Below are 18,621 nucleotides of genomic sequence, written 5' to 3'. Positions count from 1 at the left end.
CCCCCAGCTCGCCTTCGAGCCGGGGGCCGAGGGGTTTCCGGGCGCACGACGGGCCCTCACCCCGGAACCGCCGCGCACTCAGCAGTCGAACACCGACCAGCAGAGGTCGTTCCGCAATCGCCGGTCGGCAAGCACGAGTCCGCGAATCTCCTCCGGGAGCTGGTCACGCTGCCACCGGCACTCGAGTCGCCCTGCGGCCTCGCCCTCGCCTTCCCCTGCGGCAGCACGTACGGCCTTGATCGCATGGGCGGCCGCACCGAGCTCGTGCGCGGCGACGTGCACGACGACCCCGGCCTGGCCGGCGGCGTACGCGGCCGGCCGTGCTGCGCCACGCAGGTCCCGGGCCGCGCCCATGGCATGGCCTCCCGCCGCGCGGGTCTGCATCATCTTGACCTCGCCACGCACCCGGGCGCGGGCCTGCTCGATCGCTTGGCGCGGCCGTGGGTCCTCGGGCTGAACCGACTCGAAGAGGTCAAGGACGTGCTCCGCGCAGGATGCCGCCCACAGAGCGAGGAGATGGTGATCCGCATCAGTGAGGGTCCCACCGCGGCGGATCGTCACGAAGCGAGGGTCCCGGATCTTCGGGAGGATCATGGTTGGCACTCCCCGAAATATGAGCCTCCGGCCCCTTCTGCGGCAAGGCCCGGCGCAGTGCCTCCAGGGCGCCGGGGAAGGCGCTGTCGGTGGGTGTGGCGTAGCCGATGACCAGGCCGTGGCGGGGCGGCATGGTGGCGGCGGGGTGGCGGTAGGCGGAGAGGCCGTCGAGGGCCAGGCCCTGGCGGCGGGCGGCGCGCAGGGCCGTGTGTTCGTCCGACTCGGTTGCGCCGTCGGGGAGTTGGAGGACGGCGTGCAGGCCGGCGGCGATGCCGGTGACGGTGAGGTGCGGGGCGTGGGCGGTCACCGTGTCGATCAGCTGGTCGCGGCGTCTGCGGTAGCGCTGGCGCATCCGGCGGATGTGCCGGTCGTAGGCGCCGTGGGTGAGGAATTCCGCGAGGGTGAGCTGGTCGGTGACGCCCGCCCAGGCCTCGCGCTCGCCCTTGGCCTCCAGTACGGCGTCGACGAGACGGTCGGGGAGCACCATCCAGCCCAGGCGCACCGCGGGGGACAGGCTCTTGCTGACCGAGCCGATGTGCAGGACGTGCTCCGGATCGAGGCCCTGGAGGGCGCCGACCGGCTTGCGGTCGTAGCGGAATTCGCCGTCGTAGTCGTCCTCCAGGATGAACCCGCCGGTGGCGCGCGCCCAGTTGATGGCGGCCGCCCGGCGGTCGGGGTGGAGCGGTACGCCGGTGGGGAACTGGTGGGCGGGGGTGAGGAGGGCCGCGCCCATGCCGTCGAGCCGGGCCAACTGCGCGGTGTCGGCGCCGTGTTCGTCGAGGCCGAGGGGGTGGGTGCGGAGGCCGGCGGTGGTCAGGAGGTGGCGGTGGAAGGGGAGGCCGTAGGACTCGACGGCGAGGGGGCCGGGGAGGACCGCGGGCAGCAGCAGGCGCAGGGCGTGGGCGAAGCCGGAGCAGATGACGAGGCGTTCGGGGTCGGTGCGCACGCCGCGGGTGCGGGCCAGGTAGTCGGCGAGCGCGCGGCGCAGTTCGGGGCGGCCACGGGGGTCGCCGGGGCCGAAGGCGTCGTGCGGGGCGGCGGTCAGCGCGCGGCGGGCGGCGGCGAGCCAGGCGGTGCGCGGGAAGGACGCGGCGTCCGGTTGCCCCTGGAGGAGGTTGTGGGCGGGGCGGCTCGCCGGTGAGCGGCGGGCCGGGGCGCGGCCGGTCGTCAGCGGCTCCGTGCTCCCCCGGGCTCCGTCCGGGAAGTGCCACCGGGCGACGCGGGTGCCGGAGCCCTGGCGGGCGCTGAGCCAGCCCTCGGCGACCAGTTCGGCGTAGGCGTCGGCGACGGTGTTCCGGGCGATGCCGAGGTCGGCGGCGAGCGAGCGGTAGGGCGGCAGGCGGGTGCCGGGGGACAGGCGGCCGGACCGTACGGCGTCCCGCAGCGCCCTGATGAGGACGGCCCGGCGGCTGCCGGGGCCGGTCAGCTCCAGATGCAGATCGGCACCCAGGCTCTCGGCGAGATTGACCCATGATTCCGGCATGGAAATGCACCCTACAGCCGGTCGCCTGCTCTTCTAGATTCAAGGCATGACGTATCAGACGCAGGGCAATGACGTGGTGGTTCGTGGCGAGGACGCGGCGGTCGGCGGGGGCGACGCGGCGGTGGAGGACAGTGGCTCGGCGGCCCGCAAGCCCAGGGTGAATTTTGCTCAGGCCGCCCCGAAGGCCTTCAAAGCACTGATCGGTTTCGATGCCGCGGCGCGTGAGGGCCTGGACCCCGCCCTGGTCGAACTGGTCCAGATCCGCTCCTCGCAGCTCAACAAGTGTGCGTACTGCCTCCATATGCACACCTCCGACGCCCACAAGGCGGGCGAGAGCGCGGAGCGGCTGCACATGGTGGCCGTCTGGGAGGAGGCGGCGCACTTCTTCACCGCGAAGGAGCGGGCGGCGCTGGCCCTCACCGAGGCCGTGACGCTGGTCGCCCGGGGAGGCGTGCCGGACGAGGTCTACGAGCGTGCCGCCCGCCACTTCGAGGAGGCGGAGCTGGCCCGGCTGCTGGCGCTGATCTTCACGATCAATACGTGGAACCGGATCGCCATCAGCACGGGGAAGGTGCCGGGGACGGACGAGCGGTAGCGGCGCGGTGGGCTCGGCACCCACGGGCTCGGCGCGCGCGGGCTCGGCACTCACGGGCGGGGCGCCGGCCGGGTGTGCCCCCGCGGGCCGTCGGCCCCCGCCACCCGTCAGCCCCTGCGGCCCGTCAGCCCCGGCGGCCCCGGCGGCCCCGTCACCCCTCCGCCGCCAGCTCTTCCCGCAGCTGCTCCGCCATCCCCGCCACCGCTGCCATCGTCCGGCGCTGGAGGCCGCCGCCGAAGGTGACCCGGGCCGCGCCGAGGGCACCGAGTTCGCGCGCAGTGGGACTGTCCGGGGTCACTATGGCATTGACGGGGAGGCCGATACCGGCGGCCAGCGCGGCCAGCTCCGTGGGCGGGGCAAGGATCGGATAGACGCAGTCGGCGCCCGCCGCCGCATACATCCGGCCGCGCCGGACCGCTTCCCCGGTGTCCTGGACGCCGTGCAGATAGGTGTCGATCCGGGCGTTGAGCACCAGCGCCTCGCCGGCCTCGGCCCGTACCCGGGCCAGCCAGTCCGCCTGTTCCTGCGGGTCCCGCAGGGCGCCGGTGACAGGGTCGGTGTCCTCCAGGTTGCAGCCCACCGCCCCGGCGTCCATGAGGCGGCCCACCAACTCCTTTGCGGACAGCCCGTATCCGGCCTCCAGATCGGCCGAGACCGGGATGTCCACGGACCGTACGATCCGGGCGACGGCCGCGAACATCTCGTCGGCCGGCGTCTGCCCGTCCTCGTATCCGAGGGAGGCCGCGATGCCCGCACTGGGGGTGGCGAGCGCCGGGAAGCCGGCGTCCGCGAACACCCGCGCGGTGGCCGCGTCCCAGGGGCCGGGGAGGACCAGCGGCAGCCGGGGCCCGTGGTGCAGCGCGCGCAGTGCAGCGGCAGTCACGGGGCGGTCCTCCGTGGCGGTCACAGGGCGGTCCGTAGTGGTCACGGGGCGGTCCTCCGTGGCGGTCACAGGGCGGTCCGTAGTGGTCACGGGGCGGTCCTCCGTGGCGGTCACAGGGCGGTCCGTAGTGGTCACGGGGCGGTCCTCCGTAGTGGTCACAGGGCGGTCCGTGGTGGTCACGGGGCGGTCCGTGGCGGTCATGCCTGGCCCGGGGCCATGCGGGTGGACACGCCGAAGCGGTTCCAGGCGTTGATGGTGGTGATCAGCGCGATCAGATGGGCCAGTTCGGCTTGGCCGAAGTGGGCGGTGGCGCGGTCGTAGACGGCGTCGGGAACGAAGCCCTCGGTGAGCAGGGTGATGGCTTCGGTGAGAGCGAGGGCGGCTTGCTCCTTGGGGGAGTAGAAGCCGACGGCCTCCTCCCAGGCGTTGAGGAGGTAGATCCGCTGCTCGGTCTCGCCGGCCGCACGGGCGTCCTTGACGTGCATGTCGAGGCAGAACGCGCAGTGATTGAGCTGCGAGGCACGGATCTTCACCAGCTCTACCAACGCCGGATCGAGGTCCTTCTTCGCCGCCACCTCCAGCGCGATCATGGCCTTGTAGACCTCCGGCGCGAGCTTCGCCCAGGGCAGGCGGGGGCCGTGCCGGTGTGCCGGCTGCGCCGGCTGAGCTGTCTGTGCGGGGCGGTCTGCCTGAGTGGTCTGTGCTGTCTGCTCAGCTGTCCGTGTCGTCATGCCTACGACGCTACGACGACATTGGCGTAGCTGTATGGTCCATTTCCATGGAGAATTCCTGGGCCACTTTCGGGCGGGATCTGCACCTGGACCTCACCGGTCCCGGCGGTCTGCGTGCCGCGCTGCTGCGGGCGCTGCGGGACGCGGTACGGTCCGGCCGCCTGGCTCCCGGCACCCGGCTGCCCTCCTCCCGCTCGCTCGCTGCCGACCTCGGTATCGCCCGTAACACCGTCGCCGACGCCTACACCGAACTGGTCGCCGAGGGCTGGCTCAGCGCCCGCCAGGGCTCCGGCACCCGCGTCGCCGAGAGGCTGCTGCCGCGGGCCGCGCCCGCCGCCCGGCGCGCCCCCGGTCCCGGCCCCGGCCCGGCCGGCCGCGCCGACCGGCCGCGCTTCGCCCTCACCCCGGGCACCCCCGATGTCTCCGCCTTCCCCCGCACTGCCTGGCTCGCCGCCGCCCGCCGTGCGCTGACCGCCGCCCCCAGCGAGGCCTTCGGCTACCACACCTCCTACGGCCGCCCCGAGCTGCGGACCGTCCTCGCCGACTACCTCGCCCGCGCCCGTGGCGTACGAGCCGACCCCGACCGCATCGTCATCTGCGCCGGTTTCCTGCAGGGGCTGGCCCTGCTCAGCCGCGTCCTGGGCACCGGGCGGCTGGCCGTCGAGTCGTACGGCCTCGACTTCCACCGCGCCGTCATCACCCGCGCGGGCCTGCGCACCGTCCCGCTCCCCGTGGACGAACGCGGCGCCCGGACCGGCGAGCTGACCGCCCTCGACGACGTACGCGGGGCCCTCCTCACCCCCGCCCACCAGTTCCCCACCGGCGTACCGCTCCACCCCGACCGCCGGGCGGCCGCCATCAACTGGGCGCGCGCCACCGGCGGGTTCATCCTGGAGGACGACTACGACGGCGAATTCCGCTACGACCGCAAGCCGGTCGGCGCCCTCCAGGGCCTGGACCCCGATCACGTCGTCTACCTGGGTACCGCGAGCAAGAGCCTCGCCCCCGCGCTGCGGCTCGCCTGGATGGTGCTGCCGGAGCGCCTGGTCGATCCGGTGCTCGCCCTCAAGGGCACCGGCGAATGGCAGTCCGGGGCGCTGGACCAGCTCACTCTCGCCGAGTTCCTGTCCTCGGGCGCCTACGACCGCCATCTGCGCGGTATGCGGCTGCGCTACCGACGCCGCCGCGATCAACTGGTGGCCGCCCTGGCCGACCACGCGCCCCAGGTCCAGGTCTCCGGCATCGCCGCCGGCCTGCACGCCGTACTGGAACTCCCGCCCGGCACCGAACAGGCCGTCCTCCAGGCCGCCCGCCGGCAGGGCCTCGCCCTGGAGGGCCTGAGCCGCTTCCGCGACCCGGCCGCCCCACCGGCCGCCCGCGACGCACTGGTAGTGGCGTACGGCACTCCGCCCGACCACTCCTTCGCGGGCGCCGTGGACGCCTTGCTCAGGGCGTTGCCACCGGGGGAGTAGCGGGGGTGTGCCGCCGGAGAGCAGGTCGCCCGGGTCGCCCAGGCCGGCGCACACCGGCGGGGCCCCGGATCACAACTCCCGTACGAACGACACCCGGTCGAGCCCCGGCCCGTCGTAATCCTCGTGGACCGGTACGCCGTGGTCGTCGAACCGGTCGCCCGGTTCCAGCCGGAAGCCCATGCGGGTGTGGTACGCGATGGAGTCGCGGTTGTCGGGGCTGGTGATGCAGCGGACCTGGCTGCGGCCGGCCGTGCGGGCCGTGGTGAAGAAACGGTTGTAGAGGGCGCTGCCGATGCCCTCCCGCCGGCCCTGCGGGCATACGCCCACGAAGTGGATATAGGCGGTTTCCGGGTCCGTCTGGGACAGAAAGCCGATCAGGAAGGCGTGCAGGGTCCGGTCCGGGCGCTTGACGAGGAAGCTGGTGTCGGCGAAGTGCTGCAGAAAGAGGCGCGGTACGAGCAACTGACGCTGCCGTGCGCCCGCCTCACCACCCAGGCCGCCCCACCACTCGGCCAGCGCCACCTGGAGCCGTGGGTGGTCCGCAGGCGTGGGGCGGCGCAGTGTCAGCTCACCGGGCAGCTGCTCTGGTACCCGGGCATGCTCAGTCATGGTCACTTCCTCCGGCCGACGGCGGGTGAACGGGTGAACGGGTGGACGGGCAAACCCCAAGAGTATTGCCGTCGCCGAGCGGCGAAGCCAGAAATTGCCCACCGGGGCACGCACCGCCGCCGTCCGTAACTGCGCTGTTGTGCAACGCCGTTGAAGGTGGTGCGGCAACGGCTCACGGAAATGTCCCGCGCTGATCGCGCGTCACCCCTGCCGACGCCCGTCACCGCCGCGCCCCGCAGCGCGCGCCGCGGGGCGCCGTGCGAGCCGCTGAGCGCTGCGCCATTCAGGGCAAATGCGCGGGACGGCTATGGCGCGGCGCCCTGATGCGCGCGCCTACTGGTGCTATCGACCGGCGGGTTGCCAACCTGGCGGCGGACATCGGTACGCAGACGCGAATCTCCGTCGGCAGTGATTACCGAGCCTGCGCCCCAGGTTGATGCCCACTTCCCGCACAGCGTCAGGCAACTACGGGGAGCTGAACGGCCCGCCATCATCACTACCCGGAGGGCCATTCCATGGCACCCACCTTCACCTTGGCATCCGCGTCACCCAATCCAGCAGTTTTCGGACAGCCGGTCACCCTGACCGCCACTGTCATCCCGCTGGGGCTCGGGACACCCACCGGCACGGTCACCTTCGTCGTGACCGGCGGGCCCACCGTGACGGGCACCCTCGTGGGCGGCACCGCGACCGTCACCGTCAGCGGAATCAGCGTCGGCTTTCATACCATCACCGCGACTTACAACGGCAGCGCTCAATTCTCGCCGTCCAGCGGCCTGGCCTCCGTAACGGTGAACAAGGCGTCGACGACGACGACCGTCACCTCGTCCCCCGACCCGTCGACCTTCGGGCAGCCGGTGTCCATCACCGCCACCGTCGCGGCGGTCGCGCCCGGGGCGGGCACCCCGACCGGCACGGTCACCTTCGTCATCGGCGGCGGTGGGGGCGGCACCCTGACGGGCACGCTCTCGGGCGGCACCGCAACCGTCACCACCAGCAGTCTCAGCGTCGGCACCCATGCCATCACCGCGACCTACAACGGCAATGCCCAATTCAATCCGTCCTCCGGTACCGACACACAAACGGTGCAGGCGACCCTGCTGCCGACGACCACCACGGTCACCTCGTCCCCCGACCCCTCGGTCTTCGGGCAGGCCGTGACCTTCACCGCGACCGTCGCCCCCGTGCCGCCCGGTTCGGGTACCCCGACCGGCACGGTGACCTTTGTGATCTCCGGCGGTCCCACGCTGACCGGCACGCTCTCGGGCGGCACGGCGAGCGTCACCACCAGCAGCCTCAGCGTGGGCTCCCATACCGTCACGGCGACCTACAGCGGCAGCGGCACCTTCGCCGGGTCGAGCGGTACGGACACCCAGACCGTCAACAAGGCGTCCACGACGACCACGGTGACCTCGGCACCCGACCCGTCGGTCGTCGGGCAGCCGGTGACGTTCACGGCGACGGTGGCTCCGGTCGCGCCCGGCGCGGGCACCCCGACCGGCACCGTCACCTTCGTGATCAGTGGTGGCCCGACGCTGACCGGCACGCTCTCCGGGGGCACGGCGAGCGTCACCACCAGCGCACTGTCTCCCGGTACGCACACGGTCACCGCGACCTACAGCGGCGACGGCAACTTCAACACCTCCAGCGGCACGGACACCCAGACCGTCAACAAGGCGTCCACGACGACCACGGTGACCTCGGCACCCGACCCGTCGGTCGTCGGGCAGCCGGTGACGTTCACGGCGACGGTGGCTCCGGTTGCGCCGGGTGCGGGCACCCCGACCGGCACCGTCACGTTCGTGATCAGTGGTGGCCCGACGCTGACCGGCACCCTGTCCGGGGGCACGGCGAGTGTGACCACCAGCGCCCTGTCCGCCGGTACGCATGCGGTCACGGCGACGTACAGCGGTGACGCCAACTTCACGGGCTCGGTCGGTACGGACACCCAGACGGTCGGCCAGGCGGCGACCACGACCACGGTCACGTCGTCGCCGGATCCGTCGGTTGTCGGGCAGCCGGTGACGTTTACGGCGACGGTGGCTCCGGTGGCGCCGGGTGCGGGGACGCCGACGGGCACGGTCACGTTCGTGATCAGTGGTGGTCCGACGCTGACCGGCACGTTGTCCGGGGGCACGGCGAGTGTGACCACCAGCGCGCTGTCCGCCGGTACGCATACGGTCACGGCGACGTACAGCGGTGACGCCAACTTCACGGGCTCGGTCGGTACGGACACCCAGACGGTCAACCAGGCGGCGACCACGACCACGGTCACGTCGTCGCCGGATCCGTCGGTTGTCGGGCAGCCGGTGACGTTCACGGCGACGGTGGCTCCGGTGGCGCCGGGTGCGGGGACGCCGACGGGCACGGTCACGTTCGTGATCAGTGGTGGTCCGACGCTGACCGGCACGTTGTCCGGGGGCACGGCGAGCGTCACCACCAGCGCCCTGTCCGCCGGTACGCATACGGTCACGGCGACATACGGCGGTGACGCCAACTTCACCGGTTCCAGCGGTACGGACACCCAGACCGTCAACCAGGCATCCACGGTCACCACGGTCACCTCCTTCCCCGACCCCTCCGTGACGGGGCAGACGGTCAACTTCACCGCCTTCGTCGGGCCGGTGTTCCCCGGCGGCGGGGTGCCGACCGGGACGGTCACCTTCGTCATCACCAACGGCGTCACGACCGTGAGCCTCAGCGGCACCCTCGACGGCGCCGGCGTCGCCACGGTCAGCACCAACGGGCTGGTCACGGCGGGGGTTTACACCGTCACGGCGACCTACAGCGGCGACGCGAACTACACCGGCTCCAGCGACACCGACACCCAGACGGTCAACCAGGCGGCGACCACGACCACGGTCTCGTCCTCGCCGGATCCGTCGGTTGTCGGGCAGCCGGTGACGTTCACGGCGACGGTGGCTCCGGTGGCGCCGGGTGCGGGGACGCCGACGGGCACGGTCACGTTCGTGATCAGTGGTGGTCCGACGCTGACCGGCACGCTCTCCGGGGGCACGGCGAGCGTCACCACCAGCGCCCTGAGCGCCGGCAGCCACACGGTTACCGCGACCTACAGCGGCGACGCCAACTTCGCCGGTTCGGTCGGTACGGACACCCAGACCGTCAACCAGGCGTCGACGACCACCACGGTGACCTCGTCGCCGGACCCGTCGGTCTTCGGGCAGCCGGTGACCTTTACGGCGACGGTGGCTCCGGTTGCGCCGGGTGCGGGGACGCCGACGGGCACGGTCACGTTCGTGATCAGTGGTGGCCCGACGCTGACCGGCACGTTGTCCGGGGGCACGGCGAGCGTCACGACGAGTGCGTTGAGCGTGGGTTCGCATACGGTCACCGCGACGTACAGCGGCGACGCCAGCTTCACCACGTCCAGCGGTACGGACACCCAGACGGTCAACCAGGCGGCGACCACGACCACGGTCACGTCGTCGCCGGATCCGTCGGTTGTCGGGCAGCCGGTGACGTTCACGGCGACGGTGGCTCCGGTGGCGCCGGGTGCGGGTACGCCGACGGGCACGGTCACGTTCGTGATCAGTGGTGGTCCGACGCTGACCGGCACCCTGTCCGGGGGCACGGCGAGTGTGACCACCAGCGCGCTGTCGGCCGGTACGCATACGGTCACGGCGACGTACAGCGGTGACGCCAACTTCACGGGCTCGGTCGGTACGGACACCCAGACCGTCAACCAGGCGGCGACCACGACCACGGTCACGTCCTCGCCGGACCCGTCGGTCTTCGGGCAGGCGGTGACCTTTACGGCGACGGTGGCTCCGGTGGCGCCGGGTGCGGGTACGCCGACGGGCACGGTCACGTTCGTGATCAGTGGTGGTCCGACGCTGACCGGCACGTTGTCCGGGGGCACGGCGAGCGTCACGACGAGCGCGTTGAGCGTGGGTTCGCATACGGTCACGGCGACGTACAGCGGTGACGGCAACTTCACCACGTCCAGCGGTACGGACACCCAGACGGTGGCCCAGGCGTCGACGACGACCACGGTCTCGTCCTCGCCGGACCCGTCGGTGGTGGGTGAGTCGGTGACGTTTACGGCGACGGTGGCTCCGGTCGCGCCGGGTGCGGGGACGCCGACGGGCACGGTCACGTTCGTGGCGACGGACGGCGTGACCACGGTGACGCTGACCGGCACGCTGAGCGGCGGTACGACCAGCGTGATCACAAGTGGGCTGGTGACCGCGGGCGCGTACGTGGTCACGGCGACGTACAGCGGTGACGCCAACTTCGCCGGTTCGGTCGGTACGGACACCCAGACCGTCAACCAGGCGTCGACGACCACCACGGTGACCTCGGCTCCGGACCCGTCGGTCTTCGGGCAGCCGGTGACCTTTACGGCGACGGTGGCTCCGGTGGCGCCGGGTGCGGGTACGCCGACGGGCACGGTCACCTTCGTGATCAGTGGCGGCCCCACGCTGACCGGCACGTTGTCCGGGGGCACGGCGAGCGTCACGACGAGCGCGTTGAGCGTCGGGACGCATACGGTCACGGCGACCTACAGCGGTGACGCCAACTTCACCACGTCCAGCGGTACGGACACGCAGACGGTCGGCCAGGCGGCGACGACGACCACGGTCACGTCCTCGCCCGATCCGTCGGTGGTGGGTGAGTCGGTGACGTTCACAGCGACGGTGGCTCCGGTCGCGCCGGGTGCGGGTACGCCGACGGGCACGGTGGTGTTCGTGGCGACGGACGGGGTCACCACGGTGACGCTGACCGGCACGCTCAGCGGTGGCACCACCAGCGTGACCACCAATGGCCTGGTGACCGCGGGCGTTTACGTGGTCACGGCGACGTACAGCGGTGACGCGAACTTCACGGGCTCGGTCGGTACGGACACGCAGACCGTCGGCCAGGCGTCGACGACCACTACGGTGACCTCGGCTCCGGACCCGTCCGTGGTGGGTCAGTCGGTGACCTTTACGGCGACGGTGGCTCCGGTGGCGCCGGGTGCGGGTACGCCGACGGGCACGGTGGTGTTCGTGGCGACGGACGGGGTCACCACGGTGACGCTGACCGGCACGCTCAGCGGTGGCACCACCAGCGTCAGCACCAATGGCCTGGTGACGGCGGGCGTTTATACGGTCACGGCGACCTACGGCGGCGACGCCAACTTCACGACCTCCAGCGGTACGGACACCCAGACGGTCGGCCAGGCGTCGACGACGACCACGGTCACGTCCTCGCCCGATCCGTCGGTGGTGGGTGAGTCGGTGACCTTCACGGCGACGGTGGCTCCGGTGGCGCCGGGTGCGGGGACGCCGACGGGCACGGTGGTGTTCGTGGCGACGGACGGGGTCACCACGGTGACGCTGACCGGGACCCTGAGCGGTGGCACCACCAGCGTCAGCACCAGCGGCCTGGTGACCGCAGGCGCGTACACGGTCACGGCGACCTACAGCGGCGACGCCAACTTCACCTCCTCCAGCGGCGCCGACACCCAGACGGTGACCCAGGCGTCGACCACCACCACGGTGACCTCGGCTCCGGACCCGTCCGTGGTGGGTCAGTCGGTGACCTTTACGGCGACGGTGGCTCCGGTGGCGCCGGGGGCGGGTACGCCGACGGGCACGGTGGTGTTCGTGGCGACGGACGGGGTCACCACGGTGACGCTGACCGGCACGCTCAGCGGTGGCACCACCAGCGTCAGCACCAATGGCCTGGTGACCGCGGGCGCGTACGTGGTCACGGCGACCTACGGCGGCGACGCCAACTTCAACGGTTCGGTCGGTACGGACACCCAGACGGTGACCCAGGCGTCGACCACCACCACGGTCACGTCCTCGCCCGACCCGTCGGTGGTGGGTGAGTCGGTGACCTTCACGGCGACGGTGGCTCCGGTGGCGCCGGGGGCGGGTACGCCGACGGGCACGGTGGTGTTCGTCGCCACGGACGGGGTCACCACGGTGACGCTGACCGGGACCCTGAGCGGTGGCACCACCAGCGTCAGCACCAGCGGCCTGGTGACCGCAGGCGCGTACACGGTCACGGCGACCTACAGCGGCGACGCCAACTTCACCGGTTCCAGCGGCACCGACACTCAGACGGTCGGCCAGGCGTCGACCACCACCACGGTGACCTCGACTCCCGACCCGTCCGTGGTCGGTCAGTCGGTGACCTTCACGGCCACCGTGGCGCCGGTCGCACCGGGTACGGGAACGCCGACGGGCACGGTCACCTTCGTCATCACCGGCGGTCCGACGCTGACCGGCACCCTCTCCGGGGGGACGACCAGCGTCACGACCAGCGCGCTGAACGCGGGCACGTTCCCCGTCACCGCGACGTACAGCGGTGACGCCGACTTCGCGGCGTCGAGCGGCACCGACACCCAGACGGTCGCTCAGGCGTCGACGACCACCACGGTCACGTCCGCGCCCGACCCGTCGGTCTTCGGGCAGACGGTGACCTTCACCGCCACGGTGGCGCCGGTCTCGCCCGGCGCCGGCACGGTGACCGGCTCGGTCGTCTTCGTCATCGACGGTGGTGGGGGCGGCACGCTGACCGGCACCGTCGCCGGCGGCGTAGCCACCGTCACCACCAGCACGCTCGACGCCGGTGTCCACAACGTCACCGCGACCTACAGCGGCGACGTCAACTTCACCGGCTCCAGCGGCACGGACACCCAGACCGTCAGCCAGGCATCCACGACCCTCACGGCCACTTCGTTCCCCGACCCCTCCAACTCCGGCGACACGGTCGCGATCCTCGCGTTCGTCTCGGCGGTGGCGCCGGGCAGCGGCGTCCCGACCGGGACGGTCAACTTCACCGTCACCGACGGTGTGACCACCATCAACCTCACCGGCACGCTCGACGGCTCCGGTGTCGCCGCGGTCAGCACCCCGCTGACCACCGGCGTCTACATCATCACGGCGGTCTACGCCGGTGACACCAACTTCACCGGCTCCAGCGACACCGACACCCAGACCGTCCTCGCGGGCCCCTGACCCTCCGTCCCCTACTACCGCACCACCTCCACCAGTGCCGGGCCGTCCTCCCCGAGGGCGGCCCGGCCGCCTGTGTGCGTGTCCGCCGCCGCACCCGGCCTCCCGCCTTGCGGCGGTCCCACGAGTGCCGTCTACGCTGGCTCCGCTCCAACAGATGGTCCGGAGATCCAGATGTTCCAGATATTTCAGATGGTCCAGATGGTCCAGATGTTCCGGACGTTCCAAATGTTCACGGGGGAAGGCAGAACATGGCAGAGAAGGCACGTCGGCGGCTGCGGTCGAGCACGGTGATACTGGGCGGGATGGGGGCCCTGGCCGCCGCACTGACGTCCTGCGGCTCCGAGCCCGACAAGCGCTGTGTGGACCGCAACAGCTACGACACCCTCAAGGGCTACCGCATCGTCGGCTCCAAGAACTGCTCGGCAGGCGGCAGTTCGTCGTCCGGGAGCAGCGGTACCGGAAGCACCGGAAGCGGCGGATACGGCAAGCAGGGCCGAGGCGGCGGCGCGGCCAAGACGCCCGTCGACGGCCAGTGGTACTACGACCCCAACAACGCCGGCGGCAAGTACGCCGACGAGGGCACCTTCAGCAAGACCACGGCCGTCAACCGGGGCGGCTTCGGCTGCTCCGGATCGGGCGGCGGCCGGCACGGTTCCTTCGGCGGCTGAGCGGACGCGATACCGCCATGAAGCGCCACACCATCGAGCCCCGCCCCGGCTGGCAGCAGACCGTCGAGGCGCAGGGCCTGATCTACCCGCTGACCCGTTACCCGGACGACTCGCTGCGCCCGTACTGGGACGAGAGCGCCTACTACTCCTTCACCCTCCCCGAGGTCGAGGCCCTGGAGGACGTCGTCGAGGAACTGCACGGCATGTGCCTGGCCGCGGCCGACCACCTCGTCGCGCACGACCGCCTCGCCGACCTCGGCATCGAGGACCCGCGGCTGGCGCGCCTGGTCGCCGAGTCCTGGCGCCGGCGCGAGGAACTGCCGTCGCTCTACGGGCGGTTCGATCTGCACTACGACGGCAGCGGCCCGGCCAAGATGCTGGAGTACAACGCCGATACGCCGACCTCGCTGGTCGAGGCGGCCAGCCCGCAGTGGTTCTGGATGGAGGAACGCTTCCCCGGCGCCGACCAGTGGAATTCGCTGCACGAGCGGCTGGTGGCGACCTGGAAGCGGCAGGCGCCGCTGCTGCCGCCGGGTGCGCCGGTGCACTTCGCGCACTCGGCGGGTGACGAGCTGGGCGAGGATCTGATGACCGTCGCCTATCTGGAGGAGACGGCGCAGCAGGCGGGCCTGGAGACGGTCGCCGTCTCGATGGAGGACATCGGCTGGGACCGGCTGTCGGGCCGCTTCGTCGACCAGCGGCTGCGCTTCCTGCGGGCCTGCTTCAAGCTCTACCCGTGGGAGTGGCTGGCCACCGACGACTTCGGCCCGTTCGTCCTGGACACCCTCGACAACGGCGGCGGGACGGGCTCCACTCTCTGGATCGAGCCCGCCTGGAAGATGCTGCTCTCCAACAAGGCGCTGCTGGCGATTCTGTGGGAGCTGTACCCGGGGCATCCGAATCTGCTGCCCGCCTACCTGGACGGGCCGCGCGAGCTGGCGCACACCCGTGGTTACGTCGCCAAGCCGCTGCTCGGCCGGGAGGGCGCCGGTGTCACCCTGCACGAGCCGGGCGCCGAGCCGGTACTGCGGGGGCCCGAAGACCCCTGCTGCTACCAGGAGTTGGCGCCGCTGCCGGACTTCGACGGCAATCGGGTCGTCCTCGGCGCCTGGGTTGTCGAGGACGAGTCGGCGGGTCTCGGCATCCGGGAGTCGGCGGGGCCGGTCACCGATGAGTACGCCCGCTTCCTGCCGCATGTGATCCGCTGAGGCGGCGGCCCGGCGCGGTGGCCCGGCGCGGTGGGGGCGCCGGACGGGCGGTCCGGCGCGGTGGGGGTACCGGACGGACGGCCGGCACGGTGCGGGGCACCGGACGGGCAAGCGTCCGGCGGCCGGCGCGCGCCGCTATGCCTCGCGGTCATGGCCGCGGTACTGCTGTGCGGCGGCGGCCATCCTGCGCTTGAGCGGGGGCAGGTGGTTGACCACCCGCATACCGGTACGCATCCCGGCCAGCACCGCGCGGCCGATGACCGGCTTGTGAACCGGATCGCTTCCCCGCATCTGCGCCAGGGATTTCCTGACCGCCTCGAAGCCGTAGTCGATCATCTGCGTCTCGTAGTCGCGGATCGCCGGTATCAGCGGCACTTCGCGGTCACGGGCCGAGACCAGCTTGGCGCACAGCAGCTCGGCGTCGCGCAACGCGGTGTTCGCGCCCACCCCGCGGCCCGGCGTCATGGTGTGGATGGCATCGCCGATCAGGGTGATGTTGCTGGTGGGCCACTGCTCGACCGGGGCCGAGGTGTGGATGTTGAGGGGGAAGCAGGTGGACGGGTCGGCCAGCTCGGCCAGTGTGCGCAGCCGGACGTCCCAGTTGCGGGTCAGACCGACCGTGAGGTCGTGCAGCTGCCGGCCGTTCATCCGCAGGACGTCGGCGGGCAGGTTCCGTGCCGCGCCGCCGAACGCCAGCATGATGTAGTCGCGGGTGTTGTCGAACTGCAGGCCGGGCCAGGCGTTGAGCAGTTCGGTGTCACTCGCGCCGATGCCCTGGCGGGGCCGGCCGCGTTCGTCCCACGGGAACTGCATGACGTGGATGACCAGCGAGTATCCGCCGGGTGCGAGGAACATGTTGACGCCGTCGACGACCTGCGGGGTCAGCAGCGTGCGGGTCGCCTCGGTGAGCGGCACCTTGCCGGTGATCCCGATCAGGCCGCTGTCCGCCAAGGGGGCGTGGGGCAAGTACTGGCGGCGGACCCGGGAGTGGGATCCGTCGGCGGCCACCAGTACGTCTCCGGTGGCCGAGGTGCCGTCCTCGAAGTGCGCGGTGACCGTGCCGTCGGGGTGTTGGTCGTAGCGGGTGAAGACCTTGTCGAAGTGGACCAGCTCCTCCAGCCCGGTCAGCAGAACCTGGCGCAGGGTCATCCGGGAAACGGAACGCTCCGCACCGGCCCCGTCCGCGCCCGGCTCGGCGAACCCGGTCAGCGAGATCACTTCCTTGTACTTCTCGGTGAACATGGTGAAGCGGTCACCGCTGCGCGCGCAGGTCGCCACGAAGGTGTCGAAGAGCCCGGGGGGCAGCAGACGGCTGAGCGCCCGGCTGCCGTCGGGGTCGATGCCCACCCGGTAGCCCTGGAGCCCGCCGCCGCGCGTGCGGTCGCGCTCGTGGACGGCGCAGCTGATACCGGCCCGCTTCAGGCCGTGGGCCAGGGCCAGTCCGCCGGTGCCGGCGCCAATGATGATCACGTGCATGGTTTCCGGTTCCTTCCTCGCGAGGAGCGACTGAGGACCGGATAGTTGCATGGCACCTAGGTGCAGTGCAACTAGTTGTGGTGCCGGTATTCGGTGTACCGTCGACCCGTGACCTCGACATTCCGCCGTTCCCCCCTGGCCCTGGCGGTCCTGGGCCTGCTGGAGGCCGGCCCGCTGCACCCCTACGGCATCCAGCGACTGATCAAGCAGTGGGGCAAGGACCAGGTCGTCAACGTCGGCCAGCGCGCCGGCCTGTACCGCACGATCGCCCGCCTGGAAGACGCCGGGCTGATCGCCGTCGGCAGCACCGAGCGCGACGAGCGCTACCCCGAACGCACCACCTACCGCCTCACCGACGCGGGACGGGCGGCCGCTCGCCAGTGGATGGCCGAGATCCTGTCGACGCCCCGCAACGAGTACCCGGAGTTCCCCGCCGCGCTGTCCTTCCTGCCGGTGCTCACCCCCCGGGCCACCCGGGACCTGCTGCACCAGCGGCGCGACCGCCTCGCCCGGCGCCTCACCGAACTCGATGCCGAACTCGGTGCCGGAGCCGGAGCCGGTGCCGGACGCGATGCCGAACTCGGTGCCGGACGCGACGGTGAAGCCGCCGGGGAGACCGAGGGCCAGGCCCTCCCGCGGGTCGCCCTGATCGAAAGTGAATACCTGCGCGCGGTCACCCAGGCCGAACTGGCATGGGTGGACGGCATCCTCGCCGCGCTGGACGACGGTTCGTTCACCTGGAACCGCGAAGAACTCGACCGGATCGTCGCCACCGCCCGCGACAACACCTGACGGGCGGCGGGCGGCGGGCAGCGGGTGGCAGTTGTGCGCGCTGTGGGCCTCGGCGGGGCTCGGCATCCGGGAGTCGGCGGGGCCGGTCATCGATGAGTACGCGCGGTTCTTGCCGCATGTGATCCGCAGCCAGGCGCGCCACCCAGCGTGACCAGGTGCCGCGTCATCCGAACGCCTCCGCTGGCAGCCGGTCCTGCGCTGTCGGCATCGTCCGGGAGGTCGTGCCCGAGGGCGGCCATGCGCTCACCCCGGCTCTCGGCCACCCCGGCACACATTGAGGCGGCGGCGATCGCAGGAACCCTGAACCCGTGCAAGTTCATGCAAGTTCGATGCGCAGCAAGGTGAATTGAGCGCAAACTCGTAGTCAGAGATCGTCTTCGACGAGTGAGGAGGGCACCATGGCTTTGCACATGCTCGGCAAGGACCCGAACTCCCCCGAGGGTAAGTCCGCCACCGTCTATTACGACGACGTGACTGACAAGTACCTGGTCCAGGGCCTGAAGGTGCTGGACGACGAACGACTCTCCCAGTTGGATCTCCCGGACCATGAGACGGTCGTGGAGATCCCCAAGTACATGACACAGTTCTTTCCGGGGGTACGCGGTGGCGGCCGAGCTGACGTTTAGCGAGCTGTTCAAGCAGGCCAAGCGTTCAGCCGTTCACCTGGAGATGAGGGACGGGTACATACGATCCGACCCGCGATTCGTCTCGTGGCGGCAGGACCCGCAAAGTGTTCCTGCCAAGAGCGACCCGGCCTCCCGCCCCTGGCTCGCCCTGATGCAAGAGATCACCACACGCGGTGTGGAAGTCCGTCGTGCTCGGATCTTCTCCGAGCCCATGAGTGACTACCTCCGCTTTGAGCACCACCTCACGCCCAGCAACGTGGAGGCCGGCGAGCAGGTGCGCTGGCTGCCACGTCGCAAGGTGTCGGATCTGGCGCTCCCAGGCAATGACTTCTGGCTGTTCGATGACAGCCTGGTCGTGTTCCTGCACTTCACCGGGGATGGCGAGCTGTCACCCGAGGGAGACGAGGAGCGGACGACAGAACCAGCCATCGTGCAGCTCTGCTCCACGTCTTTCGAGGCGGTCTGGGAACGCGCAGTCCCGCACGAGGTTTACCGGCCGGTCTGATCCACGAA

The 18,621-nt window shown here is 71.3% G+C and carries 14 protein-coding genes; 8 read left to right on the top strand and 6 right to left on the bottom strand.

The features are described from left to right. Nucleotides 1-78 precede the first annotated feature (78 nt). The gene (locus OHS81_RS13375) at nt 79-594 is read right to left on the bottom strand and encodes a putative immunity protein (RefSeq protein ID WP_328385002.1); all 516 of its coding nucleotides are present in this window, start codon (nt 592-594) and stop codon (nt 79-81) included. After that, complete coding sequence (gene pdxR / locus OHS81_RS13370; protein ID WP_328385001.1) at nt 530-2,077, bottom strand: MocR-like pyridoxine biosynthesis transcription factor PdxR; 1,548 nt, start codon at nt 2,075-2,077, stop codon at nt 530-532. Before pdxR (OHS81_RS13370) ends, OHS81_RS13375 begins: the two co-directional genes overlap by 65 nt. Nucleotides 2,078-2,123: 46 nt before the next feature. On the opposite strand from pdxR (OHS81_RS13370), the gene OHS81_RS13365 reads away from it, so the two are divergent. After that, complete coding sequence (locus tag OHS81_RS13365) at nt 2,124-2,672, top strand: carboxymuconolactone decarboxylase family protein (RefSeq protein WP_328385000.1); 549 nt, start codon at nt 2,124-2,126, stop codon at nt 2,670-2,672. 151 nt (nt 2,673-2,823) lie between these two features. On the opposite strand, the gene OHS81_RS13360 is transcribed toward OHS81_RS13365, so the two are convergent. Together OHS81_RS13360 and OHS81_RS13355 are read right to left on the bottom strand one after the other, a co-directional pair. Next, nucleotides 2,824-3,555 (bottom strand): isocitrate lyase/PEP mutase family protein, encoded by a 732-nt coding sequence (locus OHS81_RS13360; RefSeq protein WP_328384999.1) that lies wholly within the window; start codon nt 3,553-3,555, stop codon nt 2,824-2,826. A 197-nt stretch (nt 3,556-3,752) separates the two neighbouring features. Next, nucleotides 3,753-4,286 (bottom strand): carboxymuconolactone decarboxylase family protein, encoded by a 534-nt coding sequence (locus OHS81_RS13355; protein ID WP_328384998.1) that lies wholly within the window; start codon nt 4,284-4,286, stop codon nt 3,753-3,755. A 47-nt stretch (nt 4,287-4,333) separates the two neighbouring features. On the opposite strand from OHS81_RS13355, the gene pdxR (OHS81_RS13350) reads away from it, so the two are divergent. Further along, the gene (pdxR, locus tag OHS81_RS13350) at nt 4,334-5,758 is read left to right on the top strand and encodes a MocR-like pyridoxine biosynthesis transcription factor PdxR (RefSeq protein WP_328384997.1); all 1,425 of its coding nucleotides are present in this window, start codon (nt 4,334-4,336) and stop codon (nt 5,756-5,758) included. 69 nt (nt 5,759-5,827) lie between these two features. Here the strand turns inward: pdxR (OHS81_RS13350) and OHS81_RS13345 are convergent, their stop codons facing one another. Continuing rightward, entirely contained in the window at nt 5,828-6,367 is a 540-nt protein-coding gene (locus tag OHS81_RS13345; RefSeq protein ID WP_328384996.1) for a GNAT family N-acetyltransferase, read from the bottom strand. Nucleotides 6,368-6,882: 515 nt separating this feature from the next. Here OHS81_RS13345 and OHS81_RS13340 point away from each other — a divergent pair. The 3 genes from OHS81_RS13340 (at nt 6,883) to OHS81_RS13330 (ending at nt 15,214) form a co-directional block, all read left to right on the top strand. Beyond that, nucleotides 6,883-13,338, top strand: coding sequence for an Ig-like domain-containing protein (locus OHS81_RS13340; protein WP_328384995.1), 6,456 nt, complete (start codon nt 6,883-6,885; stop codon nt 13,336-13,338). Nucleotides 13,339-13,586: 248 nt separating this feature from the next. Continuing rightward, nucleotides 13,587-14,006 carry a hypothetical protein gene (locus tag OHS81_RS13335; RefSeq protein WP_328384994.1) on the top strand — a complete coding sequence of 140 codons (420 nt, stop codon included), beginning with the start codon at nt 13,587-13,589 and terminating at the stop codon, nt 14,004-14,006. Between the two features lie 17 nt (nt 14,007-14,023). After that, nucleotides 14,024-15,214, top strand: a complete 1,191-nt coding sequence (locus OHS81_RS13330) for a glutathionylspermidine synthase family protein (protein WP_328384993.1) — start codon at nt 14,024-14,026, stop codon at nt 15,212-15,214. A gap of 135 nt (nt 15,215-15,349) precedes the next feature. Here the strand turns inward: OHS81_RS13330 and OHS81_RS13325 are convergent, their stop codons facing one another. Next, entirely contained in the window at nt 15,350-16,690 is a 1,341-nt protein-coding gene (locus tag OHS81_RS13325) for an FAD-dependent oxidoreductase (RefSeq protein WP_328384992.1), read from the bottom strand. 108 nt (nt 16,691-16,798) lie between these two features. Here OHS81_RS13325 and OHS81_RS13320 point away from each other — a divergent pair, with 108 nt between their 5' ends. From OHS81_RS13320 to OHS81_RS13310, 3 genes are all read left to right on the top strand, one after another. Further along, nucleotides 16,799-17,482, top strand: coding sequence for a PadR family transcriptional regulator (locus OHS81_RS13320; RefSeq protein WP_328384991.1), 684 nt, complete (start codon nt 16,799-16,801; stop codon nt 17,480-17,482). Nucleotides 17,483-17,880: 398 nt separating this feature from the next. Further along, nucleotides 17,881-18,108 (top strand): hypothetical protein, encoded by a 228-nt coding sequence (locus OHS81_RS13315; RefSeq protein ID WP_328384990.1) that lies wholly within the window; start codon nt 17,881-17,883, stop codon nt 18,106-18,108. Next, nucleotides 18,086-18,613 (top strand): DUF6879 family protein, encoded by a 528-nt coding sequence (locus OHS81_RS13310; protein WP_328384989.1) that lies wholly within the window; start codon nt 18,086-18,088, stop codon nt 18,611-18,613. The genes OHS81_RS13315 and OHS81_RS13310 overlap by 23 nt, the downstream gene beginning before the upstream one ends. Nucleotides 18,614-18,621: the final 8 nt, after the last annotated feature.

Source organism: Streptomyces sp. NBC_00400 (genome assembly GCF_036048035.1).
In the GTDB taxonomy this organism is placed as follows: domain Bacteria; phylum Actinomycetota; class Actinomycetes; order Streptomycetales; family Streptomycetaceae; genus Streptomyces.
This window is presented reverse-complemented; position numbering and strand designations above follow the sequence as displayed.